Source organism: Ktedonobacter sp. SOSP1-85 (assembly GCF_016587415.1).
Taxonomy (GTDB): Bacteria; Chloroflexota; Ktedonobacteria; order Ktedonobacterales; family Ktedonobacteraceae; genus Ktedonobacter.
Map to the genome: position 1 here is coordinate 4,387,020 of NZ_BNJI01000001.1, position 26,983 is coordinate 4,414,002.

General features: G+C 55.2%; 22 protein-coding genes. 11 read left to right on the forward strand and 11 right to left on the reverse strand.

All coding sequences use genetic code 11. The annotated features are described in order from the left end of the window. Nucleotides 1–74: 74 nt before the first annotated feature. Nucleotides 75–2,108, reverse strand: coding sequence for a D-alanyl-D-alanine carboxypeptidase family protein (locus KTE_RS18350; RefSeq protein WP_201383328.1), 2,034 nt, complete (start codon nt 2,106–2,108; stop codon nt 75–77). Between the two features lie 475 nt (nt 2,109–2,583). On the opposite strand from KTE_RS18350, the gene KTE_RS18355 reads away from it, so the two are divergent. From KTE_RS18355 to KTE_RS18375, 5 genes are all read left to right on the forward strand, one after another. Further along, the gene (locus tag KTE_RS18355; protein ID WP_201369326.1) at nt 2,584–3,207 is read left to right on the forward strand and encodes an RNA polymerase sigma factor; all 624 of its coding nucleotides are present in this window, start codon (nt 2,584–2,586) and stop codon (nt 3,205–3,207) included. Between the two features lie 226 nt (nt 3,208–3,433). Next, nucleotides 3,434–4,819 (forward strand): glutamine synthetase family protein, encoded by a 1,386-nt coding sequence (locus KTE_RS18360; RefSeq protein ID WP_201383330.1) that lies wholly within the window; start codon nt 3,434–3,436, stop codon nt 4,817–4,819. Nucleotides 4,820–4,950: 131 nt separating this feature from the next. After that, complete coding sequence (locus tag KTE_RS18365; protein ID WP_374226779.1) at nt 4,951–5,637, forward strand: NUDIX domain-containing protein; 687 nt, start codon at nt 4,951–4,953, stop codon at nt 5,635–5,637. Between the two features lie 386 nt (nt 5,638–6,023). After that, nucleotides 6,024–6,617 carry a TIGR00730 family Rossman fold protein gene (locus KTE_RS18370; RefSeq protein WP_201383335.1) on the forward strand — a complete coding sequence of 198 codons (594 nt, stop codon included), beginning with the start codon at nt 6,024–6,026 and terminating at the stop codon, nt 6,615–6,617. Between the two features lie 278 nt (nt 6,618–6,895). Further along, on the forward strand, nt 6,896–7,306 hold the full coding sequence (locus KTE_RS18375) for a PleD family two-component system response regulator (protein WP_201383337.1): 411 nt from the start codon (nt 6,896–6,898) through the stop codon (nt 7,304–7,306). A 60-nt stretch (nt 7,307–7,366) separates the two neighbouring features. Here KTE_RS18375 and KTE_RS18380 read toward each other — a convergent pair whose 3' ends face one another. Further along, nucleotides 7,367–7,861: an LURP-one-related/scramblase family protein gene (locus KTE_RS18380; protein WP_201369321.1), complete on the reverse strand. Its 495-nt coding sequence runs from the start codon at nt 7,859–7,861 to the stop codon at nt 7,367–7,369. A gap of 266 nt (nt 7,862–8,127) precedes the next feature. Between KTE_RS18380 and KTE_RS18385 the strand changes: the two genes are divergently transcribed. Next, nucleotides 8,128–8,688, forward strand: coding sequence for a pentapeptide repeat-containing protein (locus tag KTE_RS18385; protein ID WP_201383339.1), 561 nt, complete (start codon nt 8,128–8,130; stop codon nt 8,686–8,688). 49 nt (nt 8,689–8,737) lie between these two features. Here KTE_RS18385 and KTE_RS18390 read toward each other — a convergent pair whose 3' ends face one another. Next, nucleotides 8,738–10,141, reverse strand: coding sequence for an NAD-dependent succinate-semialdehyde dehydrogenase (locus tag KTE_RS18390; protein ID WP_201383341.1), 1,404 nt, complete (start codon nt 10,139–10,141; stop codon nt 8,738–8,740). Nucleotides 10,142–10,474: 333 nt separating this feature from the next. On the opposite strand from KTE_RS18390, the gene KTE_RS18395 reads away from it, so the two are divergent. After that, complete coding sequence (locus tag KTE_RS18395; RefSeq protein WP_201383343.1) at nt 10,475–11,908, forward strand: winged helix-turn-helix domain-containing protein; 1,434 nt, start codon at nt 10,475–10,477, stop codon at nt 11,906–11,908. Between the two features lie 116 nt (nt 11,909–12,024). Next, nucleotides 12,025–12,969, forward strand: a complete 945-nt coding sequence (locus KTE_RS18400; RefSeq protein WP_075164388.1) for a LysR family transcriptional regulator — start codon at nt 12,025–12,027, stop codon at nt 12,967–12,969. Between the two features lie 7 nt (nt 12,970–12,976). Here KTE_RS18400 and KTE_RS18405 read toward each other — a convergent pair whose 3' ends face one another. The 5 genes from KTE_RS18405 to KTE_RS18425 all read right to left on the reverse strand — a co-directional run bounded on the left by KTE_RS18405 (nt 12,977) and on the right by KTE_RS18425 (nt 17,451). Further along, nucleotides 12,977–13,873, reverse strand: a complete 897-nt coding sequence (locus tag KTE_RS18405) for a CoA ester lyase (RefSeq protein ID WP_201383345.1) — start codon at nt 13,871–13,873, stop codon at nt 12,977–12,979. Between the two features lie 15 nt (nt 13,874–13,888). After that, nucleotides 13,889–15,082 (reverse strand): acyl-CoA dehydrogenase family protein, encoded by a 1,194-nt coding sequence (locus KTE_RS18410; RefSeq protein ID WP_201383347.1) that lies wholly within the window; start codon nt 15,080–15,082, stop codon nt 13,889–13,891. A gap of 283 nt (nt 15,083–15,365) precedes the next feature. Beyond that, a complete protein-coding gene (locus tag KTE_RS18415; protein ID WP_007911215.1) occupies nt 15,366–15,587 on the reverse strand; it encodes a hypothetical protein in 222 nt (73 codons plus the stop codon). Between the two features lie 337 nt (nt 15,588–15,924). Continuing rightward, entirely contained in the window at nt 15,925–16,620 is a 696-nt protein-coding gene (locus KTE_RS18420) for a GNAT family N-acetyltransferase (RefSeq protein WP_201383349.1), read from the reverse strand. 135 nt (nt 16,621–16,755) lie between these two features. Continuing rightward, on the reverse strand, nt 16,756–17,451 hold the full coding sequence (locus KTE_RS18425) for a dienelactone hydrolase family protein (RefSeq protein ID WP_201383351.1): 696 nt from the start codon (nt 17,449–17,451) through the stop codon (nt 16,756–16,758). A 563-nt stretch (nt 17,452–18,014) separates the two neighbouring features. On the opposite strand from KTE_RS18425, the gene KTE_RS49620 reads away from it, so the two are divergent. Further along, complete coding sequence (locus KTE_RS49620) at nt 18,015–18,782, forward strand: class I tRNA ligase family protein (protein ID WP_201383354.1); 768 nt, start codon at nt 18,015–18,017, stop codon at nt 18,780–18,782. Continuing rightward, complete coding sequence (locus KTE_RS49625) at nt 18,755–19,615, forward strand: methionine--tRNA ligase (RefSeq protein ID WP_374226780.1); 861 nt, start codon at nt 18,755–18,757, stop codon at nt 19,613–19,615. The genes KTE_RS49620 and KTE_RS49625 overlap by 28 nt, the downstream gene beginning before the upstream one ends. Before the next feature lie 57 nt (nt 19,616–19,672). Here the strand turns inward: KTE_RS49625 and KTE_RS18440 are convergent, their stop codons facing one another. Next, nucleotides 19,673–21,451: a CocE/NonD family hydrolase gene (locus tag KTE_RS18440; RefSeq protein WP_201383356.1), complete on the reverse strand. Its 1,779-nt coding sequence runs from the start codon at nt 21,449–21,451 to the stop codon at nt 19,673–19,675. Nucleotides 21,452–21,983: 532 nt separating this feature from the next. On the opposite strand from KTE_RS18440, the gene KTE_RS18445 reads away from it, so the two are divergent. Beyond that, a complete protein-coding gene (locus tag KTE_RS18445) occupies nt 21,984–22,670 on the forward strand; it encodes an FHA domain-containing protein (RefSeq protein ID WP_201383358.1) in 687 nt (228 codons plus the stop codon). 97 nt (nt 22,671–22,767) lie between these two features. Here the strand turns inward: KTE_RS18445 and KTE_RS18450 are convergent, their stop codons facing one another. Further along, nucleotides 22,768–23,604 (reverse strand): hypothetical protein, encoded by an 837-nt coding sequence (locus KTE_RS18450; RefSeq protein ID WP_201383360.1) that lies wholly within the window; start codon nt 23,602–23,604, stop codon nt 22,768–22,770. 108 nt (nt 23,605–23,712) lie between these two features. Then, on the reverse strand, nt 23,713–26,544 hold the full coding sequence (locus KTE_RS18455; RefSeq protein WP_201383362.1) for an aconitate hydratase: 2,832 nt from the start codon (nt 26,542–26,544) through the stop codon (nt 23,713–23,715). Between the last annotated feature and the right edge of the window lie 439 nt (nt 26,545–26,983).

A 26,983-nucleotide genomic window follows, 5' to 3' on the forward strand; every position in this document is an offset into this window, starting at 1 on the left:
GTGTGAAATTACTTACGATGTTGTGGGTGTGGAGCGCCCTGGCTACCTGCCAGGGCGCTCCACACCCACAACATCTAGATCTTCCTGCATTGTTTGGCACCGGAGGTATCGCAGGCGATGGTTGCGTGCTCAAACTTCTGGCTGATGGTGGCATTCTCGTTTGTTTTGGGGCTGCTTATAGGAAAGCCAATTTTGTTCAGCCCACCGTTCTTATCGAAGAATTGTTGGATGGGGCCGCTGGTGCTGTAGCCGGTGAAGACGTAGTAACGTCCACCATTGGCCATAGGGATGGTGTTCTCCTTCTTGTCCTTGGTAAAGTAGTTCCAATCGGTGTCATAAGGAATAGGGTGCTTGAGGTCTTCGATGGCGGGTGAGATCCAGTCATAGGTATTGAAGCCCCAGTTCATTAAGTCGCGCATATCAGTCCACCAGTCGCTGGTATGCAGGGTAACACCGATGAGGTGATGTTGATTGCGTACGCAAGAGATGACCTGGTTAAAGTTCTTCTCTCCATCCCAGCCTGGCTTGCCACCGTCGACGCCAGGATACCACCAGAGGAACTGGTTGCCGTTGTACATATCGTGGGCGGCATGGTCACCATTGCCTGGAATCAGATAGTGTTGAGTTGCGCTTACCTCGTGAATTAAGGGATCGCCCAAGCTGTATTTGCCGATGTATGCCAGGTCGTGCGCGCTTGAATAGTGGTTGGGCACGATTAAGCCATGGGGATTCATATAGTGCGTATTATGCAGATTCCAGGTTCCTAACTGCTGATTCATTTTAGCCACAAAGGCTGGCACATTGCCACTGAGCGCATCGGCGATAACGATCGCGGCATCATTGCCCGAGACAAGCATCAGGCCATAGAGCAACTCTTTCAGGGTATAGGTCTCGCCCTTCTTCACCCCCATCAGGGAGCTATCGGCCGAGAGATCATTCTGGAGATCTCGGTCAATGGCATCGGTAATGGTGATGCGCTGATCAGGTTTCCCCATATGCGCGGCCAGGTAAGCGGTCATGAGCTTGGTTGTGCTGAGCATGGGGAGATGCATTAAGGGATTTTGCGCGTAGAGCGTCTTCCCTGTATCGGCATCCAATACATAAGCCGCATTGGCATAGACGGGCGGCGAGGGATGGTCGGTTGTGGGCGCTTCAACCACGACCTGGTTAGGATCCACTGTTGGCGTCACTGCATTGCCGATATTAAGCGGATTGGGCAGAGTGATGGCAGAGGAATTATTGCCACGGATGTAGTTGAATCCCAGTGGCAGGAGCACCAGGATGAGGAGTGCCACGGCGATAAATAGAAGCACGTTGCGATCTTTGAAGAACGCGGGCAAGGGGAGCCGAGGCTCAGGCGCTTCTCGCAAAGGGCGACGATAGCGCGGCGCACGCGTAGGTGCAGACGCTGTTGGCTCATAGACACTGGTATATTTACGTACTTGAGTGCGAGGAGTGGCTACCGCGCGCTGGTGAGCCGTACGTGGGGTGCGAGGCAAGCGCGAGGGCCTGTCCTCGGGATCCTCCTCCTCCTCTTCCTCTGGTAGAAAGCGGGTTGTGCCGCTGACCACGACAAGGTCGCGCGCCTCGCCAGGAGTTTTACTGGTGGCACGGGTCTTTGTATCGGGGTCGACAAGCTCTTCCTCATCATCCTCTAAGGAACGGCGTGGATAGCGCGTGCGTATCTGCTTCCCCTGAGAGGCACGATCTGGCTTCTTGTTTACCTGGCGCTGCGGAGCGGCCACCTCCTCTTCCGGCTCCAGAGGCTCTTCCTCTTCAAAGGGAAGATCTATAGTCTCTTCTTCCTCGTCCGCGAAGAACTCTCCATGTGCGTCATCATATTCCACATCGTCGAAATCCTCTGCGTATGTGGCGTTATGCTGCGCATAGGAGGCGCGTTCCTGCTCTAGCGTTTGCGGGCGCGAGGCGCGTCTGACACTTGGCTGGTCGGTATATTCGCCTGTGTGATAGACATAGTGACGCCTGGGGCGGCGGCGTGGGGTGGTCGCGGTATCCTGGTCCTCATATAGAGAATCGTCATCGTCGTCTGTCGGGGCTGGTGGATAATATCTCGATTGCTCATCATCTTGTGATGGAATGTCAGGCATGCGCCGAGTCTCCTCAGATAAATTATGTCGGGTGTTCGTCGTTGTAAATAGGTAAGTTCTGGCTATACCTGGGCTTTTAAATGAGTAAGAGGGTGTTCTAGATGTCTTAATATTTTGCCTATATTACCCGGGCTTCTGGCTATTGCCAACATTATATGCCCAGTAATGTATCTTATGCAATAGTGTTGCATCAGGTGTCACTGGAATTCCTGAGTGTTGCCCAGGTGTCACTGGAATTCTTACCTGTCCCTCCCCCTTGAGTGCCAGCGCTTCCTTCTCCTCGGGTAAGTGTATAGTATTGTCTCCCGGTCTGCATTTTTGCGAGTGAATACTATGACCTTTTGGAGAGAAAACGGCTTCATTTACAAAACTTTTTGAAGAACTTAAAAAAATCTTGAGGTTTGTCTGGTAGTGTAGGGATAGAGCAGAGTGTCTATTCCAGAATTCTGTCTGGTGACTATATTCAGGAAAATGTATGATGAAAACAACACACGCACATGTCTATGCTGCACCTGCGTCACTTGCAGATGATATATTGCTTGAACACATAGAGAATGGCGACCAGGCAGCCTTTGAAACCCTGATGCAACGCTATTCGGCCATTTTATGTAAGTTTGTCTATACACATATCAGCGATTATGAGCAGACGCGCGATATTGTCCAGAGCGTCTTTATGCAGCTTTACATTTATGTGCCCAAATTGCGGGCCAACTGGTCGCGTCAGACCTCACACGCGCCCTTGAAGTCCTGGCTCTTCCAGGTCGCGGCCAATCGCTGTACTGATGAATTGCGCAAGCGGCGCCCGTTGCTCTTTTGTGAACTCGATGTGCCGCTGGAGGACGATGAAAACTCCTGGCCCTATACGATTGCCGATAATCATCCCCAGCCCGATGAAGAACTGGAGCGTAAAGATATACGCACGGCCCTTCGGCGCGCTATTCTGGCCTTACCCCCTCGTTTTCGCTCAATTGTACTTTTGCGCTATCAGGAAGAACTGACCTTTGGCGAAATTGGGCGCATCCTGGGCATGCCGGAGAACACAGCCAAGACCTACTTTCAGCGTGCCCGCCCTCTGTTACGAGCCGCTCTCACCTCATAAGCGTGTATGGCCGTGAAGGGACGATGCTGCTAAAGCACGCGTCTACATATGATGCACCATATGTAGACGCGTGCTTTAGCAGCGTCGGGCTTGACGGTTCGTAGGCTCCATGCTACGCTGCAATCAATGATTTAAATCTTTTTATCTCACTCTTTTTTCCAGCAGAGAAGCACAGTCGCAAGAGGGCTTAAGAGCAGCCAAGCGTGAAGAAAGGATACAAGTGCTGATGGATCTTGCCGAGATTAAGCGCCTTATCGAGGATGGGCAGATCGAGTATATCAAGCTGGGCACGCCTGATATTGACGGCGTCTTCCGGGGAAAGCGTGTAGACGCGCGCTTCTTCCTTGACTCTGTGGAGGATGGTTTCGCGCAGTCAGACGTTATCTTTGGCTGGGATATCGCGGAGAATGTCCTCCCTAATTTGCATATCAGCAACTGGGAGCGTGGCTTTACCGATTTTGTGATGAAGCCGGATCTCTCAACCTTTGCCCTGGTTCCCTGGGAGCAGAATGTGGCTTCCTGTATTTGCGATATGTGGAATGAGCAGGGGGAGCAGATCATCGTCTCGCCCCGGCATGTGCTCAAAAACATCATCGAGCGCGCCCGGCAAATGGGTTATGCCGCGATGGCGGCGTCTGAGCTAGAGGTCCGTTATTTCCGTGAAGACCAGACCTCGCTACGCGACAAGAACTTTGGTACGCACCTGGTCCCCCTCAATCCTGGTACGAACTGCTATGTCATCAGCCATGCCACGACCGATGAGCCGCTGATCGGGCATATCGCGCGCATGATGCGTGACTATGGTGTCGACATTGAAGGATATACCCGCGAGCATGGTCCCGGCATGTACGAAATGAACATGCGCTACACCGATATCCTGACCGCTGGCGACCGCACGATGCTCTTTAAAAATGGCGTCAAAGAGATCAGCCATCAGCTTGGCTACCTCGCCACCTTTATGGCCAAGTGGAACGACCAGGAGGATGGTAGCAGCGGGCACACACACGTCAGCTTGTGGGATCTCAATAAAGAGCGCAACGTCTTCTGGGAGCAGGAGGCCGAGGGGCATATGTCGCAGACTATGCGCCACTTTGTCGCCGGTGTCCTGGCTAAGATGCCTGAGTTGATGGCTATCTATGCCCCAACCATTAACTCTTACAAACGCTATGTGGAGGGTTCCTGGGCACCTACTAATACGACCTGGGGCATGGATAATCGCACCTGTTCCATTCGCGTTATCAATACCCATAAGCGCGCTATTCGTATCGAGAACCGTGTGCCCGGCTGCGACGCTAACTTCTACCTGGTCTTCGCTGCCACGCTGGCCAGCGGCCTCTATGGCATTGAGCACCAGCTGGAATTGCCACCACGTCTGGATGGGAATGCCTACCAGTCTGGTAAGCTGGATCAGGCGCTCAAGCGTGGAGATATCAAGACACTGGCTCGCAACCTGAGCGAGGCCGCCGATCTGCTGGAGGGTAGCGAGATGGCTCGCGAGTACTTTGGTTCGTACTTTGTCGATCACTTTGTCACGACCCGCCGCTGGGAAGTCAGCGAGTTTGAGAAGGCCGTCACCGACTGGGAGCGCCGCCGCTACTTTGAACTGATCTAGTATAGATCTGGCAGTAGGTAAAGTGAAAGCGCCTGGGTAGCCATAGACTGCCCAGGCGCTTTCACTTTACCTACTACTCTCATGTTCTTTTTGTGCGCAAAAAGTAGAACTTATCGTGTTGTGCTACGTATATGAGAATTAAAGCGTATAAGAAGGAGAAGCAATTGTCTCAAGAATGTGTTGAGAAGGTGACGGCGTTTATTACACGTGAGCACCGGGGGCGGAGAGAATTGCTTGTCTTTGACCATGGCTTGTCGGGGACCCAGGTGCCAGCGGGAACGGTCGAGTATGGCGAGGCGCTAGAGGCCGCGGTGCTCAGGGAGGTACAGGAGGAGACGGGATATAACGGGCGTATTTTGCAGCTCTTGGGTCAGGAAACGCTGGACCTGGGAGAGGCGCAACGCATGATGGTCAAGCATGTATTGCTGCGCCAGGCTCCCTCCGCTGATGCTGAGGTGGTCGCGCCAGAAGAGATATTAGGCAATGCCCTGCGCCGCGGTTTAACCGTGCGCCTGGAGCGCCAGCAGGAGGGCTGGGCCTATGTCTACCTCGAAGAATTTAATCATGAGGTAGAGCCGCCACGTATCATAAGAAGCGTAGGAGGCTGGGTGCCGGGTGATACCTTATCCAGGTGGGTGCGGCGCAGCTTTTTTCAGGTCCAATTATATGACGAAACACCAGAGCGGTGGGAGCAATTTGCGGAGGGACAGTATACGTTCCATCTCTACTGGCAACCCCTGGAGCCTATACCACACCTTGTTGCTCCACAGCAAGCGTGGTTAGCTCGCTTTTATACTCACTTGTTTGACATTCAGTAGGCTTGTCCGGTTGATTCTAGCGTCAAAGGAGGCCGCCATGAGCAGAGTTGTTATGTATCGTCTCTGGTTTATCTTTGTCATTCTGGCTGTGGTCGTACTGACATTATTAAGTCTCCTGGGCCTGTTACCTCACTTTTAGCTCTTGTTTAAACGTTTTGCAGTGGCTACCTATGTATGGAGTGTGTACTTTGTAGTGCGCTATGCCTTTATTTGCGGATGGAATCCTGCTTGCTTTCTGGATAACTGTAATGTCTAATGGAGGAAGAGTGCCTTGTGGTTTTGAACCCTGGCGCACTCTTCCTTCGTTTCAGTACAGAAGCGCTATCCAACACATGCCCTGCGGCGACGTGTTGTGCGTATAAGACCCTTTTCCCTGGAGGTAAGTTTTGCAAAGGATATGTGTCTACTGTGGCTCGCATGCAGGTAACCGGACGGAGTATCAAGAAGCGGCCTATACGCTCGGCGCGGAAATGGCGGCGCGAGGCATTGGCCTGGTCTATGGCGGCGCGCGCGTAGGCTTGATGGGGGCCGTAGCGGATGGCGTGCTCTCTCGTGGAGGCGAAGTAATTGGCGTCCTGCCGCGCGCGCTCTTCGATATTGAGGTCGCCCATAAAGGGCTGACCCAACTCTATGAAGTAGAGAGTATGCATGAGCGCAAGGCCCTGATGGAGAAGCTCTCCGATGGCTTTATCGCGCTTCCTGGCGGCTACGGCACCTTCGATGAACTCTTTGAAATGATCACCTGGGCGCAACTGGGCATCCACAATAAACCGCTGGGCCTGCTCAACACAGCCGAATTTTTCAATCCCCTGCTGGCACTGGTTGAGCACGCGGAGCAGGAAGGCTTTATTTCGCAATATCATGCCTCACTGCTCCTCGTACAGACCGAGGGCGCGGCCCTGCTTGAGACCATGCTCTCAACACCAGCCCGTCTCCACCTCTCAAAATTCGCCGACGAGACGCCCCCTATCGAGCCCTAGGCGCTAGATCAGCTATCTAGTAACGAGGTCGTGTTGTTGCGTGTGTTACGGGCTGAGCCCGTAACACACGCAACAACACGACCTTACCCTTTGAGCACTGCAGGCGCGAAAAAGAATAGTTTTTAAAAGCATGCAAGATGTGATACAATGAAAACAAGCTTTTGCTATATACTCGCGAAAGCCTGCTGCATGCTCTCTTTATACGTCATACATGCATTAGTTTTATAATCTAGTACTACGTTGCATACATTTATGTTCAGGTGAACAAAGGTTGAACAATGTGTGGCTCGATAGGAGGGCAAGAAGCGAGCAAGATTATTCTAGTCGTTGAGGACGATGAGCAGCATGCACTCGTGCTGGCGCAGATCATTTCGCAGCTGAGGCCGCATCGCGTTTTTCACGCTTCTGATGGACCCACAACGCTCAAATTTACGGAACACCTTAAGCCGGACCTGTTTATTATTGATTACTGGCTCCCCACGATGAATGGGATTGAGCTGTATGAGCGCCTGCGTCTCCGTAAGGAGTTACAGGGCATTCCCGTGATCATCATCAGTGGTTTCTTGCCATTGGACGAGATTCATGCCAGGGGGATCGAGAGTTTACCCAAGCCATTTGATTTGAACGAGCTACTACTGAAGATCGACACTCTATTGGGTGAGCAGCCAGAATCCTCTCCCCATGCTTAAGAAGCCAAAGAGCGCCCCTCACGAGTGATCCCGAGGGGCGCTTTTGTGTTGAGAGCAGGTTTAATCCTTGCCGCCATCCTCGCGAATCTCGTCAAGGATAACCGCGAGCGCAATGATGAAGGGCCCATCAACGCCCGGGGCGACATCCACCGTGTAGTGGTCGCTCAAGAAGGCAAATTCCTTTGTGATATGCCCCAGGAGCCGCCCATAGTGATCAATGATGGTAAAGTCCCACTCGTGAAACTGGCCCTGAATTTGCAGGACCATGCCATCGCTGGTCGTGACCTCGAAGCGCGCCCCGTAGGTCGCCTCCTCCTTGCGATGCACACTGCCAAGCTCCGCGCCCTGGCTAAAGAGATCGTAGTGGGTCGTGTAGTCCAGGAGACGCTGCCTGATCTCAATGACCTCTTCGCCATTGGTAGCATCGACAATGTGAAAATGATCTTTGATGCGAAATAAATGTCCCTTGACCTCATAGGCGACGTTGTTATGCTCGTCACGAACCACGAAGTCATCCTTGAGTGTGAGCGCTCGCTCTTTTACATGATAGCGCATGCGAATAGTACCTCCATATAGCTCGCAAACTGCCTGCGCCGTTTGCATAATTGAAAAGCCTCACTATATTGTACGCTCTCACCCAGCCAAAGTAGGGTATTGGCAGGACATATGTATTTTAACTCACTCCAAGGAAGCAGGCGAAGATGCCCCTCTTGAGTGATGTTTTTCTCACGCCCTACCACGTATACTCAGCACAGGTCTCTCTGGCAAGACACAGTGCTAGAGAGCGTCCACTGACCAGTGTGGGTTGCTAGGAGGAAATTATGGCAGTGCAAGAACAGTTGGATGCATTACTGGCGGGTGAGGTGACGTGGCGGCGTTGGCGTGCTGAACACCAGGAGGTGCGCCCGGACCTGTATGGCGCGGATCTTCGCCGGGCTTCTATGCGTGGTTTCGATTTGCGCGATGTCGACCTGGAGGCAGCGGATCTCAGGGACGCTGATGCCAGTGGGGCCGACTTGCGCTGCGCCAACTTGAAGGCGGCACAACTCATGCGTACCAATCTCCATAACGCGGACTTACGGGGCGCCTTTCTCTCGCGAGCCGAGTGCCATAACGCGAACTTCACAGGAGCAAACCTGGCTGGGGCCCACCTGCGCTTTACCTCGTTCTTTGGCGCAAATATGAGGGGCGTCGATCTCAGTGGCGCCGACCTTGTTGGCGCCGACCTCCATGAAGCCAATCTGGAGTACGCCAATTTCTCGAATGCCGACGTCGAGGATGCCGATATTAGCCGCGCCAAACTCGATGAGGCTGTGCTCAATAATGTCGACGTCGATACCTTCCTCCACGGCTGGCCCGAAGGCCCAGGTCCCCTGGTCTAAGTAAGCGGGAGATGCTATCAGGCATCTCCCGCTTACTTAGACCTAGCGCCTACTCGCTTATTACCTGGGGAGCACTGGCCTCTTTCTTCGGGCCAATCCACACTGTTTGCACATTGACGAACTCGCGGATGCCAAACACTGAGAGTTCACGCCCATATCCACTATGTTTGATTCCTCCAAATGGCAAACGCGGGTCGCTTGCTGTCATACCGTTCAGGAATATAGCACCACTTTCTAAATGGCTAGCGAGTTTACGAGCCTGTTTAATATCGCGTGTCCAGAGGTTGCCGCCAAGGCCAAAGTCGGAGTCATTAGCCAGCTCAATCGCATGTTCCGTGTCGCGTGCGGTGACCACTGCCGCCACAGGGCCGAAAGTTTCCTCACGGAAGAGCGGCATCTCAGGGGTTACGCCCGTGACAATCGTTGGTGCATAGAAGTAGCCCTTGCCCTCCAGGCGCTTTCCTCCAAGTAAGAGCCGTGCCCCCATCTCTAGCGACTTGCGCACCTGCTGCTCCAGGTTCTCGAGCAGGTCAGCGCGCGCCAGGGGACCCATCTGAGTCTCTCTTTGTTGGGGATCTCCCACCTTGAGCTGCGAGGTAGCCTGCGCGAATTTCTCCTCAAAGGCTTTGGCGACAGACTCTACCACAATAAAGCGCTTGGCGGCGATGCAGCTCTGCCCTGCGTTCTGGAAGCGTGCCTTGACGGCTGTCTGCGCGGCGGCGTCCAGGTCGGCATCCTCCAGGACGATAAAGGCATCGGAGCCACCCAGCTCTAGCACCGTCTTCTTTAGGACCTGGCCGCTGGTAGAGGCTACTTGAATACCAGCCTTCTCGCTCCCGGTCAGTGTCACGGCGGCGATGCGTGGGTCCTCGATCAGGGTATGGGTTTTGGAACCTGGAACAAGGACGGTTCTGAAGACGCCCTCGGGGAAGCCACAGCGCTGGAAGATGCGCTCAATCTCTAACGCGACTCCCGAGACGTTGGAGGCATGTTTTAACACCGCTGTATTGCCCGCCATCAGCGATGGAGCGGCGAAGCGGAAGACTTGCCAGTAGGGGAAGTTCCAGGGCATGAGCGCGAGCACCACACCCAGGGGGCGAAAGGCGACATAGCTCTCTTGCGCATCCGTCTCGATGCGCTCATCGTGCAGGAACTGTTCTGCGTTCTCCGCGTAGTAGGTACAGTTCCAGGCACACTTCTCGACCTCAGCCTCCGACTCGACGATGGATTTCCCCATCTCGCTGGTGGCCAGTTGGGCTAGTTGGGCCTTATGCTCACGTAAATAGGAGGCTAAATGCTGGAAATGGCGTCCACGCTCAGCAAAGGAGAGGGCGCGCCACTCTCGAAATGCCTTGTGCGCCTGGTCCAGAGCCTCATTGACCTGGTCTTCAGTATACGGCGTGTATGTCTCAATAAGCTCTTCATTAGCTGGATTAATTGATTGCATACTCATGACTCGGCACCTCCTGTATTTCAGTTGCATTGTATCCCCTCGCCAGGAGAAGTTGCAATGCCTCATAAGGAGAAAAATGATTCGCGAAATTAGCCCTAAGAGATAACCGTTTAAAGATATATTGGGTAGTGAATGTGGTGTGTGCTGGCGGCTTCAAGCCGCCAGCACACACCACATTCACTACCCCGCTTTTTTTATCCTCTCAGGAAAAGCGTCTACGTAAGTGAGGGAGAATGTTTTTTGTCATAAAATTCCCTTAATATGATGTCTTGATAGAAGAGGGAAATATTCTCTAGGGTGCCATGCTAAGGTTGCGAAAAAGGAATGAGACTAGTGGATAACAAACCTGAAAGACCTTTGCAATTCCGCTGGCAGGATGCCGAAAATGTCATGAATGCCTTACGTGCTGGAAATTCCTGCGCTCTATTGGGGATGGATGGCGTGGGAAAAAGCCGGTTCATGCAGCATCTAGCCACGCCCTCAGTGCTTGAGCATTATCTTGGTGAGAAGTCCAAACATATGCATTGCCTCTTGCTCAGTGCCCACGAGCTGACAAGCATATCGGCTCTGGCCTGTTACCGGCGCATGGCCTTGCTCTTGAACGAGGTCATGCGCCGGTATGATCTTCCACCTGCCGAGGAAAATCCCCTGCTCCTCACCAATGAGGATATCGCCAGTACACTCTTGCTCCAGCGCGTAGAGCAGCTTATGCAGCAGGATGAGCAACTGACACTGGTCTACTTCTTTGATGAGCTGGATAGCGTCTATACCCAGGTTGAGCCACAGTTCCTGCGCTTCTTGCAGGCTTTGCGCTACCGGGCGCAGGGGCGCGTCTGCTATGTTCTGGCGAGTAATAATCCGCCGAAACTGCTCGGTGAGACGCGGACACGGAAGCAGATGAGTGACGCTTTTTCTGAACTGGTGAATGGGCGCGTGCTTGGCGTCAGGCCCCTTGAGCGGGAGGACGCTTATCTACTTATCGAGAGGGGACTACCCGCCGCCTTGCATGAAGGTTTTCCTCTTCCTCTTGTGAGCCTGCAACGCCTGCTCTTCGAGGTAACAGGTGGGCATCATGGCCTGTTGCGTACCACGCTGTTATTGCTTGAACAGGGCCAGGTGGCGCTTCAGGAACGAGAGAGTATCACGACCCTGAGCGAGAAGTTACTGCGCAATGGAACGATTAACAGTAAATGTGAACAGCTCTGGGAGAGTCTCAGCGAACCGGAGCAGCAGTGCTTAAAGCAGTTGCAAAAAGGCCAGCTCGTCAAAGCCACGGTCTCGCAACAACTGACCAATCGCCAGGTAAATGACCTCTTCGCGTGGCTGCAACTCAAGGGCGTGCTGGCGGAATCCTCGCGTAGTAAGACCTATCGCTGCTTCTCGCCGCTACTGGCGGCGTATATATCGCAGCAATTCTCTGCCGCCTCGCCCGGGCTTCAGATTGATTTTACGCGCTACCGTTGCTGGATTGATGGTGTGCTCCAACCCGATTACTTGCGCCCGCACGAGCTTCGCCTGTTACGTTACCTGGCAGACCATGCGGGCGAGGTCTGTTCGCGTCGCGACACTACGAGCGCCGTATACAACGAGGCATATAGTTCGGCGACGGACGATGCGCGCCTGGATGCCCTGGTGGAACGTACACGCAGGCACATGGGCGACGATCCACGCGCGCCCCGCTTCCTGATCACGGTGCGTGGCGCGGGCCACCAGCTGAATGAATACCTATCGCGGGACCCTCAGATAGATCGCGGGAATATTTCCTGAGATCGGCCCATAAAAATGCTGTGAGTGCTATAATCCACACGCATGTAGTTAGGCGGTGTGGTAAACTTCGATAGGAGAGGCATCTGGTTCTAGTGTTCCAAACGCAGGGGGTACGTGTGCGCAATATCAATCTGCATCAACTGGCAACCTTTCAGGTCGTCGCGAAACACTGTAGCTATGTACGGGCTGCCGAGGAACTGCATTTTAGCCAGCCAGCCGTCTCGGCGCAGATTCGCCAATTAGAGGAGATGCTAGGCGTTAAGCTCTTTGATAAAATTGGACGCCGGACTCATCTGACGCAGGCGGGCGAGGAATTGTATCTCTACAGCCAGAAAATTTTTACTCTGATCGATGAGACGCTGGATACGATGGAGGCGCTCCGTAGCCCTCACTACGGGCGTTTAAGTGTCGGTGCGGATACGACCGTGGGCACATATGTTATCCCCAAGCTACTGGGGAAATTTCGCCAGATGTATCCGCAGGTTGAGATTACACTTGAGGTCTTCAACCATAACTACCTGGTAGACGCACTGGTGCATAACCGGATCGATATGGGGATTATGGGACGTATTCCGAGCGATGTCCCTATGTTTGTCGCGCCTTTCGCTGCTAACGAACTGGTCATTGTCGGCACCCCTTCCCATCGCCTGGCAAATTGCGAAGGCGTTCCCCTGACTGAATTGGCACGCGAACATTTTCTCATGCGTGAGGAGGGATCGGGGACGCGCGCAGCCCTGGAAACGGTCTTCCGCGACGCGGGCCTGCCTCTGCTAGTGAGTATGCAGGTGGGAAATAATAGCGCCATCAAGCAGGGGGTTCAGGCGGGTCTGGGCATCGCCCTCATCTCGCGCGTCGCCATCGATATGGAACTGGAGACCAACCGTCTGGTCATGCTGGATGTCGATGGCTTCCCCGTAATGCGCCAGTGGCGCCTGTTTCACCTCAAGGAGAAGAATCTTTCGGCCACGGCCCGCGCCTTCAAGCTCTTTCTCCTGCAACATACCAACCTTCCCCTGAATGAACTTCCACCCCTCCTCCAAAAGCAGGTGCAATATCAATAGGTGGCGCCTAGAGACCCAGCAGGTCGGCTTTGCGCAGGGTATTCTGAATGCTGCGCACGATCGCCGCGTCAACCATCTTGCCGTTGACGGCGATGGCCCCCACGCCCCGGGTCTGGGCCTCGCGGTAGGCCTGATCAATGGCGCGAGCCTCAGTGATCTCTTCGGCTGTTGGCGAGAAGACCTGGTTAGCGATCTCTAACTGGGATGGGTGAATGGCCCATTTGCCGACGAAACCAAGCGCGCGAGCGCGTAAGCATTCGCGGCGGTAGCCCTCGGGGTCCTTGAAATTCGCGTAGGCGCCGTCGATGGCATCGATGCCTGCCGCGCGCGCCGCGATGGCGATCTTGTTGCGCGCGTAATACCAGGTGTCAGGGTAAATCTCAAAGGAGCCATCGATACCACGGCTATCCACGCCTTGCGAGGCGCTATAATCGCCAGGGCCAAAGATCAAGGCCTCCAGGCGTGGGCTGACGCGGGCGATCTCCTCTATATGCAGCATGGCCTCGACCTCTTCGATAAAGGCCTCCAGCCGAATGGGATGTGTGCGGTGCAGGCGCTTCTCAATCTGGGTGAGCAGGACATCGACCCACCAGATATCGCGCGCAGCCTTGACCTTGGGGATGATCAAGATGTCGAGCTGTTCCCCGGCCTCCTCCACGATGGTGATGATATCCTGGTAGGCATACTCGCTCTCCAGGTTATTGATACGCACGGCGCGCGTCTTCTTCCCCCAGTCAAGGGTGGTCAGGGCCTCAACGATTTTTGCGCGTGCCTCGCCCTTGGCATCGGGCGAGACCGCGTCTTCTAGATCGAGGATGACCAGGTCGGCCTGGCTTGCCGCCGCTTTCCGCAGCATATACTCATTGCTGCCCGGTGTAGACAGCTCTGAACGTCGTAGTCGCATGCCTGTCTTCCTTACTTACTCTTGTTCCAGGGCATCTTTGGCGAGGGACGAGAGGGTCACATCGTCCATAGGAGGATGATGCAGGCCGGCTCGCACATCGCGGTAGTAGCGCTGGAGGGGGAAATTGAGTGAGAGGCTGGCCCCACCCACCAGGCGCATGGCCAGGTCAACGATCTCAACCGCGTGGTTTGTCACCAGGTACTTGGCGGCGGCGAACTGGCTCGCGGGCACGCTCTCAGGGTCCTGGCTGAACTGCTCGGCAATGCCAAAGAAGACGGCATGGCATTGCAGTAGTGCCAGCTCCATCTTCGCGATCTTTTCCTGCACATGCGGGATGGCGGCGATGGACTGCTGCTTGATTGAATTGGGGCGCCTCCGGCGCGCGAAGTTAACGGCCTCGTTGCGCGCCGCCTGGGCAATACCCAGGTAGACCGCCACGGTGGGGAAGGACCAGGCGCTCAGGCGCAGCTTAGCCTCTGGATTGGCCGGAAGCTCGCGCTCCATATAGGCTTCGGCCGGGATGTGGACATGCTCTAAAATGACATCATTGCTGCCAGAGCCGCGCATCCCAACGGTGTTCCAGGTATCTTCAATGCGCAGGCCCTCGGCGGTGCGTGGAATCAGGAACTGGCCGCGCTCGGCCTCAATGGGTTCCAGGTTGGTCTCGTCTTCAATGGCGCAGCTCGTGAGGAAGAAGGAGAGGGCATGGCTTCCAGTGGTAAAGGTTTTGCGCCCATCGATGATCCATGAGCCATCTTCCTGGCGGCGCGCGACTGTTGTGGGCAGGCCTCCGCGACTGGGACTCCCGGTGGCAGGCTCGCTCAGCGCGGCGTTCAGCATGGCTCCGTCTTCCACCACTGCGCGGCAGATATTGGCGAAGAACTCGTTGTGCTCATCACCTGCGTTCTCGGCCATCTTGGCGATATTGGCGATATGCATACTGGCGGCCAACGCGGTCGAGGCATCGCCCTGAGCCAGGCGGTACTGTGCCAGCACCACATCGATCAGACTGGCCCCCAGGCCGCCATATTCTTTGGGGACGCTGAGTTTGAGATAGCCTGCGTCGCGCAGGTCATCATAGTTTTGCAGTGGAAAGATGCCCGCCCAGTCGTTCTCGTGGGCACGTTTGGCAAAGGTTTCAGCTAATTCTCCAGCGAGGGTAAGAAGGTATTGTTGCTGCTCCGTTTTGGGGTACAGAGGAAAAGTCATCTATGAAAAACTCCTTGGTTTGGCTCCATGAGGATAAGATAGTCGTTCTCTCAGCCTTATTGTATAACAATATCTGGGTAGGTGGTATGGTGGATGCTGCCAACCTGCGGTTGGCAGCATCCACCATACCACCTACCCAGGCGAGCGCCGTAGGCGGGAGCAGTCACGCCAAAGAGGTAAAAAGAAAGAGGGAGAGACCTCCACCAGAATGGAATCTCTCCCTCTTTCTGAAAGTGAGGGCGCTGGGTAGTTCAGAACAGCACAAGAGATGGGTGTCTGCTAGTTATCCCATGACCTGGTTGTAGAGGTCATAGATCGCAAGTGTTGCCTCTGACTCACCGATATGTCGCGCTAATTGCCCTTGATACTGGTCCACACGTCTCATACGAAGATCCATAATTTCATGCTTGGCCGTGCCCCAGGCCAGTCCATTTAGTCCCTGTTTGATCGCTTCATATTCTTCGGCGATGCGCTGGCGCAGGAGGGCGATTTCGCTTTGGTGCATAGGATGGTGCCTTCTTTCCTGGAAAAGAGCAGTGCGACGCTACCAGTGTGTTGCCGCAACAACGGCGTTTGTTCGTTGTACTTTTCTAAACGGGGACTATACCATGTTTTTTCGTGATTTTCATGTTCTTGGCATATTTTAGGGGTGTTTTAATACTATCTTTATGCTGGACTTCTCAGCGCCTGCGGCGCTTCGCATAGATAAGGATGTGTGGTGGCGTCGTGGCTTGGCCCCGAGGCTATCACACATCCTTACCCGGAGAGTCACGCGTGGCGTGGCAAGTTGTAGGGTCCAAGCTGGCTTGGACTTCTCCAGGAGCAGAAACGTTGGCTTGTCGTTAGGTGAGAGTGAGTTGGAGGGCGTGGGCGAAGGGGCGGTAGCCGGCGTTGTGAGCCAGGCGGAGGGAGGCGTGGTTGTTGGCCAGGGCGCTGTAGATGGGAAGCAGGCCTTCTTGCGTGATGGCTTCGGCCCAGAGGAGAGTAGCCGCCAGGGCGTAACCTTTGTGGCGAGCCTCGGGAAGTGTCTCCACTCCCAGTTCGCAGGCATCTGGTGTGCGCCGCGAGCTATGGGCTACGCTCACAAGGCGATCATGCTCCACAACGCCAAAGACTGGTTGCTGCTGGGGCGCACTAAAATAGTCTACATCTTCTGGCAAGAAGGTAGCGATGATATGGCGTTCGTCGGGCGAGATGCGTCGGGCGAGCCGCCGCGCCTCAGCGAGATCCATAGCAGGCGTAGCTGTCTGAACAAGCGCGACCTCACGGCTGGCGCTAACTCCCTGTGAAACTGCCTTTACTTCTGTAGCTGCCTGTAGCTGCCTGGCATGTTGAAGGAGTTGCTCGCCCTGTTGGGGAGTGACATCAGAGCGCCAGATGTAGAGCTGTTCATTAGTGGGCTGGAGTGTAGCGATGCAGAGGTGCCAGGGTGGTTGGTGTGGCGCTAGTACGATGGTATGTGTCTGCGTGAGTGGAGGAATCTGGATATACCAGACGGCCTCAAGATGGTGGCGCAATAGAGTGTGAGTATCAAGCATGAAATAGCGATCCTTTTATTTCCGATAGATGGTGTGGCACGTCCTGGCAGCCGCTGGCTACCAGGACGTGCCACACCATCTATCGGGGCAAGCGCAGAGGCGCGAGGAGTTTAAGCCCAAAAGTTGCACATCAGGTTACTTTAAATGCTCTTTCAGGAAATTGATGGCCCGTGGCCAGGCATCGGCGGCCGCCGCTTCATTGCCCATGCCGTGATCTGGATTGAGGAAGGCGTGTCCGGCGTCATATACCTTGATCGTAAAATCTTTCCCGGCATCTTTGTAGAGCTTCTCAATCTTCTGTCTCTGTTCCGGGGGAATGCCTTCGTCCTGGCTACCATAGACGGCGAAGACGGGCGCGTTCACGCGTGCGACCTCTTCAGGCTTGGGATCATAGCCGCCGCCATAGAATGGCACCAGCGCGCCCAGGTCAGGATAGTGCGCCGCCGCGGTATATGCCAGGAAGCCTCCAAAGCAGAAGCCCATCAGGCCCAGCTTCTTGGGTTCGACGTTATCCATATTTTTCACGGTGTTAAGTGCGCCAATGATCTCGTTGACCGCGCGATCCACATTTTCGCGTGTTGCCATCATTAAGCGCATGGCGTCGTTAGGTTCAGAGGCGATTTTGCCATGAAAGAGGTCGGGCACGGCGACGACAAAGCCCTCAAGCGCCAGTTTCTGCGCCAGGTCGCGAATATGAGGTTCGATCCCCCACCATTCCTGAATCAGGACAACGCCAGGATGCTTAGCATCGTCATCGGGCTGGGCGATGAAAGCATAGGCACCCTCACCATTGACGGGTAGCTTCACATGCGAAGTGTGAATTACAGCCATTGTCAGCTCCTTTTCATATAGGCGTAATTAGACTGAAATAGCGTTATGGATAACGGAGGGCCAGGAATAAGCGCTTGGGCTGTAGTGTTATCCATCGCTAGATATGCTTTTTACAGGTAGATTATATACTATGGAGACGATGCAAATGCCCCTGGCGTGTACACGGCTCCCTCAATTTCTTCAGGTTTTGCGCCGATAGCTCTTCATCCTGCTGCTTGACACTGCATGGCTTTGTCTGTACACTGAAGAAGGTAGGTAGATGTAGAGTTTTTCGTTAACTGTCCTACCAAGAGTATAGCATTTAAGAGAGAACACGATGACCCTGCAACAGAAAAACATGTACATGTCAATGTGTGTTGCTATGGACCAGATGTCGATGATGATGGCATCGGGCCGGGTATCGCTGTTCCTCTCGACCCCCAGACCACGCTCAGACCTATTGAGGTGAGCGCAGGGGATAGAAAAGCAAAAGAAGAGGTGTGAGCGATACCGCTCACACCTCTTCTTTTGCTTTTCTCCAGGTGATGTGACGCTAGTTTTTCTGGACGACAAGAGGTGAAATCATGAATGTGAAACAACCACTAGAGAGTTTGTCTGAACGTGTAGGAGAGGTTGCCGGGGCCGGGAGCTTCTTTGGGCATTTCTACATTACGACCGCGATTGATTACCCTAATGCGGCGCCTCATGTGGGGCACGCGCTGGAGAAGGTCATCGCGGACATCCAGGCGCGCTATCATCGTTTACTGGGCGATGATACGTTTTTTAGCACGGGCCTGGACGAGAACAGTCTGCACGTTTTGCGCGCGGCTCGCGAGGCCAATGCCGAGCCTCATGCATGGGTCGCGGCCCTGGAGGCGCGCTTCCGCGAGGAGTGGCGCAAACTGGATATCAGCTATGATCGCTGGATTCGCACGACGGAGGAGGTGCATCGGAAGGTCGCGGAGGAGATTTTTCGCCGTGCCTGGGTGCGCGGAGATGTCTACCGTACCACCTATTCAGGCTGGTATTGTCCCAACTGTAACAACTTCTATAAGGACGAGGATTTGCGCGATGGGCATTGTCCCGATCATCCTTCAATCTCGCCCGAGTGGCTGAACGAAGAGAACTACTTCTTCGCCCTCTCGCGCTACGAGGACCAGTTGCGCACATATATCGAGGAGCATCCTGACTTTATTGTTCCAACTTCGCGCCGGGCCGAGGTACTGGGCGTTATTAAGCAGGGGCTGAGGGATTTCTCCATCTCGCGCCAGGTGCGTCCAGGACTGGAGAACTGGGGATTCCCGTTCCCGAGGATCCACAGCAGGTGCTCTACGTCTGGTTTGATGCCCTGACCAACTACCTGACCACGATTGGCTTTCTCCAGGATGAGGAGCGCTTTGCGCGTTACTGGCCCGCGGACGCCCATGTGATTGGCAAGGATATCACGCGTTTCCACTGTCTCTACTGGCCCGCCATTCTCCTCTCGGCGGGGCTGCCACTGCCCAGGCAGGTTGCCGTGCATGGCTTTATCACGCTGGAGGGGAGGCGTTTCTCCAAGTCATCGGGAAATGTCATCGCGCCGAGTGCGCTTGTGGACGTAGTTGGTAGCGATGCGCTACGTTATTACCTCCTACGCAACCTCTCGCTGACGGCTGATGGCAACTTCACGCGTGAGGGTCTCTTGCGTGCCTATAACGACGAACTGGGAAATGACCTGGGGAACCTGCTACAACGCCTGGTGGTACTCATCAAGCGCTTTCGTGGCGGAACCATTCCTCGTCCAGGCAGTGTGACGCCTCTGGAGGAAGAGGTACAGGCCCTGGTAGTACAGGGCGGAGCACTGGTGGGCCACGCTCTTGAGGAATGGGAGCCAGGGCGTGCTCTGGAGGAGGCGTGGCGCTGTGTGCGGCGCGTCAACCTGTATATCGAACAGAGCGAGCCGTGGAAGCTTGCCAAACAGCCCGGGCAGGAGGAACGCCTGGATACCGTGCTCTACACGGCGGCGGAGGCTCTGCGCCTGCTCTCGCTCTGGCTCGCGCCTTTTATCCCCGCCACCTCGCGCCGCCTGCGTGAGCAGCTAGGTCTGGAACCTCTAGCGAATGGAGCATGGCGCACAGAGGGGCACTGGGGCGCACACGACCTTACCCAGGTTGTTCCCGGTGGCGTACTCTTCCCCCGCCTGTAAGTGCATAAAAGATGACCATGAGGGTCCGGACATTGCCCGGACCCTCATGGTCATCTTTTATGCACTTACAGGTATGATGGGGAGCAGGATGTGAGAGGGGTGCTCTGCATCGTGCAGGATGGTCTGGTGTGCCTCCTGGAACTCGGCATCATTCCCCAGCGGCTGGCCCGTGTTGGGGTTGCGGTCCCAGCGCGGGAAGCTGCTGCTGGTGATATCAACGCGGATGCGATGCCCTTGCTTGAAGAGGTTACTGGTGGCCCAGAGGTCGATGACGTACTCATAGGCCTTGCCAGGCTCGATCAGCGAAGAGGCCTCACCCTGAGCAAAGTTGCGGTGGCGTGCGCGAATAATACCATCCGTCAGATTCTGCGCGTAGCCATCGGGATGTACATCAACCAGGCGTGCCACAAAGTCCGTATCGGGTGCGCTTGATGTTGCCCACAGGTGAACCGTAATAGGCCCGGTGACCTCTACATCCTGCTCAAGCTCAGGTGTGCTATAGACCAGGACATCCTCGCGCTGCTCAATGGAGCGCTGATCGTAGGGGCCGGAGCGGTACTCGGGAGTCATCAGCAGTGCGCCGCCACGGGTGGGCACTGGATTGGCTGGATCATAGATGTAGTTATCAGGCTCCTCGCTCTCGGGGGCCGTGGTACTGAGCGTGCCGTCGCCAGCAAGGGTATTGGCGTGTCCCGCGCTATGCAGGTAGTAGCGCGTCTCGACGGCGCGTGCTAGCGGCCATTCCTGCTCATCGCGCCAGGTGTTGGCGCCCATCACGAAGAGCTTAATGGGGGCCTCGCTCTCGACGCCGTTCTCCACCTGTTTCAGGTAGTGGTCGAACCAGCGTACCTGGAGGCTGACCAGGTCAATCTTGAGGTCGATAAAGGCCGCGCTGGCTCCCATGCCAAAGTTCAGCTCGCCAATGGGATTCATCATCCCGCCATGGCTCCAGGGGCCAACGAGTAGCTTACTCTGGCGTGCCTCTGGCGTGGTTCCCTGCTCGCGCATAATCCTGAAGTTCTCAATGGTATCCTTGAGGAAGATATCATACCAACCCGCGATACTAAAGGTCGGGACCGTTACCTTCTCGTGCTGACCCAGAATGGTCATATATTCAACGCGCTCGCGCTGCATCTCATACTCAAATGCATCAAAGAAAGCGGGTGAGACATCGTTGCGCTTGAGCGGGGCGAACTCACTCAGAGGGAGCGAGGTATAACCCTGAGTACCCAGCGCGTCGATATCGTGAATAAGCTGGTAGAGCGCGGCCCCCAGCTTGCGCGGATCGGCCTCGCCCCGGTAGCGGCGCATCAAGACATCGATACCCATCGACATTTGCCACTGGGCGGTGGTCCCCAACTCCAGGGCACCTCCGCGGAAGGTCACACCATTGAGAGGATCATTCCAGGTTTGCACCGGTACGGCGGCCTTCAAGGCAGGTGGCTGTTGGGTCATAGCCGCCCACTGGGTGAAGCCGAAATAGGAGATACCAAACATACCTACAATGCCGTTGCTGTAGTGTAGCTTAGAGGCCCATTCCACCGTATCGTAGCCGTCCTCGGCCTCGAAGCGCATGGGGTTCCATTCGCCCCCGGAGGTAAAGCGCCCACGCGTATCCTGCACAATGACGACATAGCCCCGACGCGCGACCTGGAGTGGATCTAGCAGCGAAGAGCCAATGGGGAGATCCTTGCCATAAGGGAGGCGCGTCAGGAGAACTGGCCATTTCCCTTCTCCGGCGGGTCGATACACATTGGCGCGCAAGATCGTGCCATCGCGCATTTGCGCTGGAACGTCAAAATCAATGGCAACCTGGTGCCCTGCTTGTTGGGTCATACGCAGTGTGCTCCTTTGCAAAAAAATGAGTAACTTCTTCTATGGAAACGAACAGGAATGTCTCGCCACTATATGTATTCATGTATATGCATGTATCATACAACTTCCCGGTATGAGGTCGCTAGCACCATCCTTCGCGCCTGCAGCGCTCAGGAGTAAGGTGTGTGTGATGGTGGGTTGGCAGAGCCAACCCACCATCACACACACCTTATTCTGGATTACTCATGGAGAACTAGGTAAGGAGTATTAATGAAGATTGACAAACATAAGGCAAACCAAAGCGTATACTGATAGGAGCAAGAGGTGCGTATACACAGGGGCAGCGTATGGCAGCGATGTGATTGAGGGGCGGCGAAGAGCGCATTATTATAGTCAAGAAACAATAAGTGTATTTTCTTTTAATAACTAAAATGTACAATTTGGAAAAACTTGACACCCTTCGATGCAATTCGTTATACTCAGTTGGCATGTGACGATGAGGCCCTTGTGCCGGTATGTTTATCGGCGTTTAGCTAGCGTTGTGTGGAGTGTTATGGATCAGGATTTTTCAACGAGTGCATATTTGCTCATCCAAAAGGGACCGCTCGTGGGGAAACGGGTAGAATTATGGAAGGATTGTACCACTATCGGACGCAGTCGAGAGTGCGATATCTTTCTGGAAGATATTACTGTCCATCGGAAACAAGCCAGGATCTTGCGTCTCCCCGAGGGGTTTGTGGTACGTGACGATCATGGCAGTGGCGATAGCTTTGTCAACGATCAGCCTACGCAAGAGCAACTCCTCTCCAATGGCGATGAGCTTAAATTTGGCCATACTCAGATGGTCTTTTATGATAGCGAGGGGACCCGCCCCTTCAAACTGGCCTCCTCACGTGGACGAGAATCCCTTATTGGCAAGGAGCCTGATTCGCAACCCGTCTCGGCTGCTTACCTCTATCCTTCTGGCGGCCAGAGTTCCATGCGTCAATTAGAGGTTGTATCCAATATGACCATTGGACGGAGCCGGGAATGCGATATTTTTCTGGAAGACCTCGCGGTGAGTCGCCACCATGCCTCGATTCATGAGGTTGCCGGAGGCATGTACGAGTTAATTGATCAACGCTCCGCGACGGGAACCTACATCAATGGGCGACGCATAATGCAACAGGTGTTACGTGATGGCGATATTGTGCAAATCGGCTCGATCCGCTTTACCTTCCGCCAGATCAACCCCTCGTGAATATACGAGTGTCAGGTGTGAGGCGGGTTGGCAGCCTTCGGCTGCCAACCCGCCTCACACCTGACACGCTACTCCTATACCCTTTTGTATTCTTGCTTTAGCTTGGCGGCGTTCCTAATAGACGAGTTAGCTCCCTTACGCGCTTCGCATAGACATCGATTGCCCCGCCATTTGTGGTATGAAGTGGAGGGGCATAGGCCCGCGTGCGCCACATAAAGCGCCAGACCTCGTGTGGAATAGCCTGAGTATAGCCCGTGTCCTGGTTGCGGATGTGGGTTGCAGAGATCTCGCGATAGGCATTGCTAAGCGGGAGTGGCTCGATGTAGCGCGCGAAGCGTGTGTTCTCCTCCTGCTGCAAAAGCGCCTGCAATGCCTCTGGCCCATCCTCTCCACGTGGCGCGACCAGGAGTTTGGCCAGGGCAAAGAGTTCCTGGAGCGCGGCATCGCGGTCCGTATAGTATTGAGGATCGAGGATTTGCACAATCTTATCAAAGCCCATCAGAAAGTAGATGTTGTGCACTCGAGGAAAACTCTGCCGTATAGCGCGCGCCTGTTCCACGTAAAGGCCCCGGTTGAAGAGTAGAATGCCGGATCCGGAGAAGCGCCTCATCAACCGATCCAGGAGCGCGAGGCGATCCAGAAAGAGGGGGCGTGAGATATTTTCCTTATCGACGGTCTGCTTGCTCATCGCGGCATAGAGGCGCATAGGCGCATGGCTTCGTGTATAAGAGTAAGCCTGCTTGAGCATCGCCAGGTGGGCCAGGGTCGGTGGATTAAAAGAACCAGTGAAAACAATGAGATCGCCAGTGGGCCTGGGAGAGCCGGGCAGCGGCAAGACGAGTGGTTCGCCTCGTGGATCAAGCGTATCAAGGCTTTGCTGGATGGCGCGTAGATAGCTCCGGCTCTGTGGTGTCAGATAGAGATGCTCGCTCATGCTCTTATTGTATCACTATTCTGCAAGAGATGTGAAAAGAGTGTAGCGCACACGGTGACAGCCTGCGGCTGTCACCGTGTGCGCTACACTCTTTTCACATCTCTACTGCTAGTCCTGCGCGAGACGGCGCAACACGGTGAGCAGGATGCCGCCGTTCTTATAATAGGTGACGTCAATCGCGCTATCCAGGCGGGCGATAGTCTCGAAGGTGAAGGTAGAACCATCTTCACGCGTGGCCTTCACAGTCACGGTCTGGCGTGGTTTGAGGTCTTGCTCAATTCCCAGGATATCATAGGTCTCGTGACCGGTCAGGCCCAGAGACTCTTTGCTCTCGCCAGAGCGGAACTGGAGGGGCAGGATGCCCATGCCGACGAGGTTGCTGCGATGGATACGCTCAAAGCTCTCGGCAATTACGGCCTGTACACCTAGCAACAAGGGACCTTTGGCCGCCCAGTCACGGGAACTACCGGAACCATACTCCTTGCCTGCAATGATCAATAGTGGTGTTCCCTCCTGCTGATAGCGCATAGAGGCATCATAAATGGTGGTCTCTTCGCTATCGGGCAGGTGAACGGTGTAGTAGCCCTCTTTGCCATTGGTCAGGCGGTTGCGCAGACGAATGTTGCCAAAGGTACCGCGCATCATCACTTCGTGGTTGCCACGGCGCGCGCCATACGTATTGAAGTCGCGGCGCTGCACACCATGCTCAAGCAGATATTGACCAGCCGGGCTATTGGGAGCAAAGCTGCCCGCGGGCGAGATATGATCGGTCGTGATGGAGTCATCGAGTACGGCCAGCACGCGTGCGTTATGAATGTCCTTTACGGGCGTGGGCTGATCACTCATGTTCTGAAAGAAAGGCGGTTCGCGCACATAGGTCGATTCAGGATCCCATTCGAAGAGTTGCCCGGTCGAATTGGAGAGTGCCTGCCACTGCTCGTCACCCTCGAAGACGCGGCTATAGTTCTCAGCGTAGACCTCGGGCGTAACCGATTTCGTGACGAGCTGGCGAATCTCTTCCTGGCTGGGCCAGATATCGCGCAGGTAGATCTGTTCGCCTTTGTCGTTGGTGCCTAGCGGCTCATGCGCCAGATCGATATCGACAGTGCCTGCCAGGGCGTAGGCCACGACCAGGGGGGGCGATGCCAGGAAGCTTGCACGCACCTGGGGATGAATGCGTCCTTCGAAGTTGCGGTTTCCGCTCAGCACGGCGGCGACAACCAGGTCATTCTCCTGAACGGCCTCGGCAACTGGCTCGGGTAGCGGACCGCTATTGCCAATACAGGTGGTACAACCATAGCCCACGAGGTTGAAGCGTAGCTCCTCAAGGGAGGAGAGGAGATCTGCGTTGCGCAGGTAGTCAATAACCGCGCGTGAGCCAGGGGCCAGGCTGGTCTTGACAGCCGGGTTGACCTTGAGACCTTTTTCAACGGCGCGCTTGGCGAGCAGACCTGCCGCGACCATGACGGAGGGGTTGGAGGTGTTGGTGCAGCTGGTGATGGCCGCGATGGCGACCGAGCCATGGCGCAGGTGAGCCTGCTGCCCATCCAGGTTGACCAGAATATCTTTTCCCTCAAGCACGCTATGACCATTGCCATTGCCGCTGGCTAGCTGGCTCTCCGCGTCCTCTTTCTGCTCAACTGAGCTAGGAGTCGCGATGCCACCCTCGTTGCCCAGGCGATTGATAGGACTCTCGACTGTCACATTGGTGGCGGCGGCCTTGAAGCGGTCTGCGTATGCATTACGGAACGCTGTACCCAGCGACTGCATGGCGACGCGATCCTGTGGACGACGGGGACCAGCCAGGCTAGGCTCAATCGTGCTCAGATCCAGCTCCAGCAAGTCGTCGAACTGTGGCTCGGGGGTCTCATCGGTACGGAAGAGGCTCTGGGCCTTGGTGTAGCGCTCCACCAGGTCAACCAGCTTGGGATCGCGGCCCGTGTCTCGCAGGTAGCGGATGGTCTCGGCATCGACTGGGAAGAGCGTAGCGGTCGCACCAAACTCGGGCGACATATTGGAGATCGTCGCGCGGTCGGCCAGCGCCAGGTAGCTCAGGCCAGGGCCAGTGAACTCGACAAACTTGCCCACCACGCCGCGTTTGCGCAGCATCTGCGTGACCGTCAGAACCAGGTCGGTCGCAGTCGCGCCCTCTGGCAGCGCGCCGGTCAGGCGCATACCGATGACTTCGGGAGTTAGCAGGTAGAGGGGTTGTCCCAGCAGCACGGCCTCGGCCTCGATACCGCCGACGCCCCAGCCCAGCACGCCCAGGCCGTTGATCATGGTTGTGTGCGAGTCGGTGCCAACCAGGGTATCGGGATAGGCGACCTGCGTCCCATCATCCTCTTTCGTCATCACGACTGAGGCCAGGTACTCCAGGTTGACCTGGTGGACAATACCTGTTCCAGGTGGAACGACGCGAAAATTGCTGAATGCCTGCTGCGCCCAGCGAAGCAGGGCATAGCGCTCGCTATTACGCTCATATTCGCGCTCGACGTTCTGCGCAAAGGCCATGCGTGAGCCAAAGGCGTCGACCTGAACCGAGTGGTCAATGACCAGGTCGGCGGGTACGAGCGGATTGATCTTCTCAGGATTGCCCTGCATCCGAGCCACTGCCGAACGCATCGCGGCCAGGTCGGCGACGGCGGGTACCCCGGTGAAATCTTGCAAGAGCACACGCCCGGGGAGGAAGGGATACTCGGCCTCATTTCCCGTGGCCTTACCAGGCGTCCAGTTAGCGAGCGAGAGGACATCCTCCGTCTTTATCAGGTCGCCATCGGCATGGCGGAGCAGGTTTTCGAGGATGATGCGCACCGTAAAAGGCAGGTGATCTAAATTCTGTACGCCATGTTGCTCAAGCGCGCCGAGACGGAAGTAGTGGGTGGTCTCGTGGGCGCCTTCGAGTGGCGTACGGGCGTTAAATACATCTTTGTATGCCGTCATAAAAAAATCCTTTAATGGCGTGAACTAATGGGGAGGGAGACTTGTCGTTGCAGAATGAGCTTGTGTACCAACCAGGTGCAACGGTCGCCCTGTGACCTTATATATCTATAACTCCTGTTATTATATAACAGTTCCACGCCAAGACGTACGCTTGCCAGACCCATCCCTCTTACCCTGAGCGCGCAAGTGCAAAAGGTCAAGGAACTGGGATTGAGCTGTGATCAGGAGGGATCATTGTAGGCAGAGGGCCAGAAGTGAGGAGGAGATGACGCGCAGGTGCAGCGAATGGCCTGGCTGTTTCGTATAACCAGTATCAGCCTCCCCAGGTTTGAAAAACAGGACATATCGAGATTCTATTTCAAGCGGATGTTGCCCCTCGCATATACTGAATAGAGGAGGGTAATCATCGAGATTGCTTGCAAGTGTGTCTGTTCCTTGC

Excerpts from the sequence above, each read along its gene's own strand:
- KTE_RS18405 (WP_201383345.1), bottom strand. The coding sequence starts at position 13,873 with ATGCGACTACGACGTTCAGAGCTGTCTACACCGGGCAGCAATGAGTAT.
- KTE_RS18425 (WP_201383351.1), bottom strand. The coding sequence starts at position 17,451 with ATGGCTGTAATTCACACTTCGCATGTGAAGCTACCCGTCAATGGTGAG.
- KTE_RS18440 (WP_201383356.1), bottom strand. The coding sequence starts at position 21,451 with ATGACCCAACAAGCAGGGCACCAGGTTGCCATTGATTTTGACGTTCCA.
- KTE_RS18365 (WP_374226779.1), top strand. The coding sequence starts at position 4,951 with ATGAGAATTAAAGCGTATAAGAAGGAGAAGCAATTGTCTCAAGAATGT.
- KTE_RS18360 (WP_201383330.1), top strand. The coding sequence starts at position 3,434 with ATGGATCTTGCCGAGATTAAGCGCCTTATCGAGGATGGGCAGATCGAG.
- KTE_RS18445 (WP_201383358.1), top strand. The coding sequence starts at position 21,984 with ATGGATCAGGATTTTTCAACGAGTGCATATTTGCTCATCCAAAAGGGA.
- KTE_RS18410 (WP_201383347.1), bottom strand. The coding sequence starts at position 15,082 with ATGACTTTTCCTCTGTACCCCAAAACGGAGCAGCAACAATACCTTCTT.
- KTE_RS18355 (WP_201369326.1), top strand. The coding sequence starts at position 2,584 with ATGATGAAAACAACACACGCACATGTCTATGCTGCACCTGCGTCACTT.
- KTE_RS18455 (WP_201383362.1), bottom strand. The coding sequence starts at position 26,544 with ATGACGGCATACAAAGATGTATTTAACGCCCGTACGCCACTCGAAGGC.
- KTE_RS18375 (WP_201383337.1), top strand. The coding sequence starts at position 6,896 with ATGTGTGGCTCGATAGGAGGGCAAGAAGCGAGCAAGATTATTCTAGTC.
- KTE_RS18380 (WP_201369321.1), bottom strand. The coding sequence starts at position 7,861 with ATGCGCTATCATGTAAAAGAGCGAGCGCTCACACTCAAGGATGACTTC.
- KTE_RS18420 (WP_201383349.1), bottom strand. The coding sequence starts at position 16,620 with ATGCTTGATACTCACACTCTATTGCGCCACCATCTTGAGGCCGTCTGG.
- KTE_RS49620 (WP_201383354.1), top strand. The coding sequence starts at position 18,015 with ATGAATGTGAAACAACCACTAGAGAGTTTGTCTGAACGTGTAGGAGAG.
- KTE_RS18385 (WP_201383339.1), top strand. The coding sequence starts at position 8,128 with ATGGCAGTGCAAGAACAGTTGGATGCATTACTGGCGGGTGAGGTGACG.
- KTE_RS18450 (WP_201383360.1), bottom strand. The coding sequence starts at position 23,604 with ATGAGCGAGCATCTCTATCTGACACCACAGAGCCGGAGCTATCTACGC.
- KTE_RS18350 (WP_201383328.1), bottom strand. The coding sequence starts at position 2,108 with ATGCCTGACATTCCATCACAAGATGATGAGCAATCGAGATATTATCCA.
- KTE_RS18415 (WP_007911215.1), bottom strand. The coding sequence starts at position 15,587 with ATGCACCAAAGCGAAATCGCCCTCCTGCGCCAGCGCATCGCCGAAGAA.
- KTE_RS18390 (WP_201383341.1), bottom strand. The coding sequence starts at position 10,141 with ATGAGTATGCAATCAATTAATCCAGCTAATGAAGAGCTTATTGAGACA.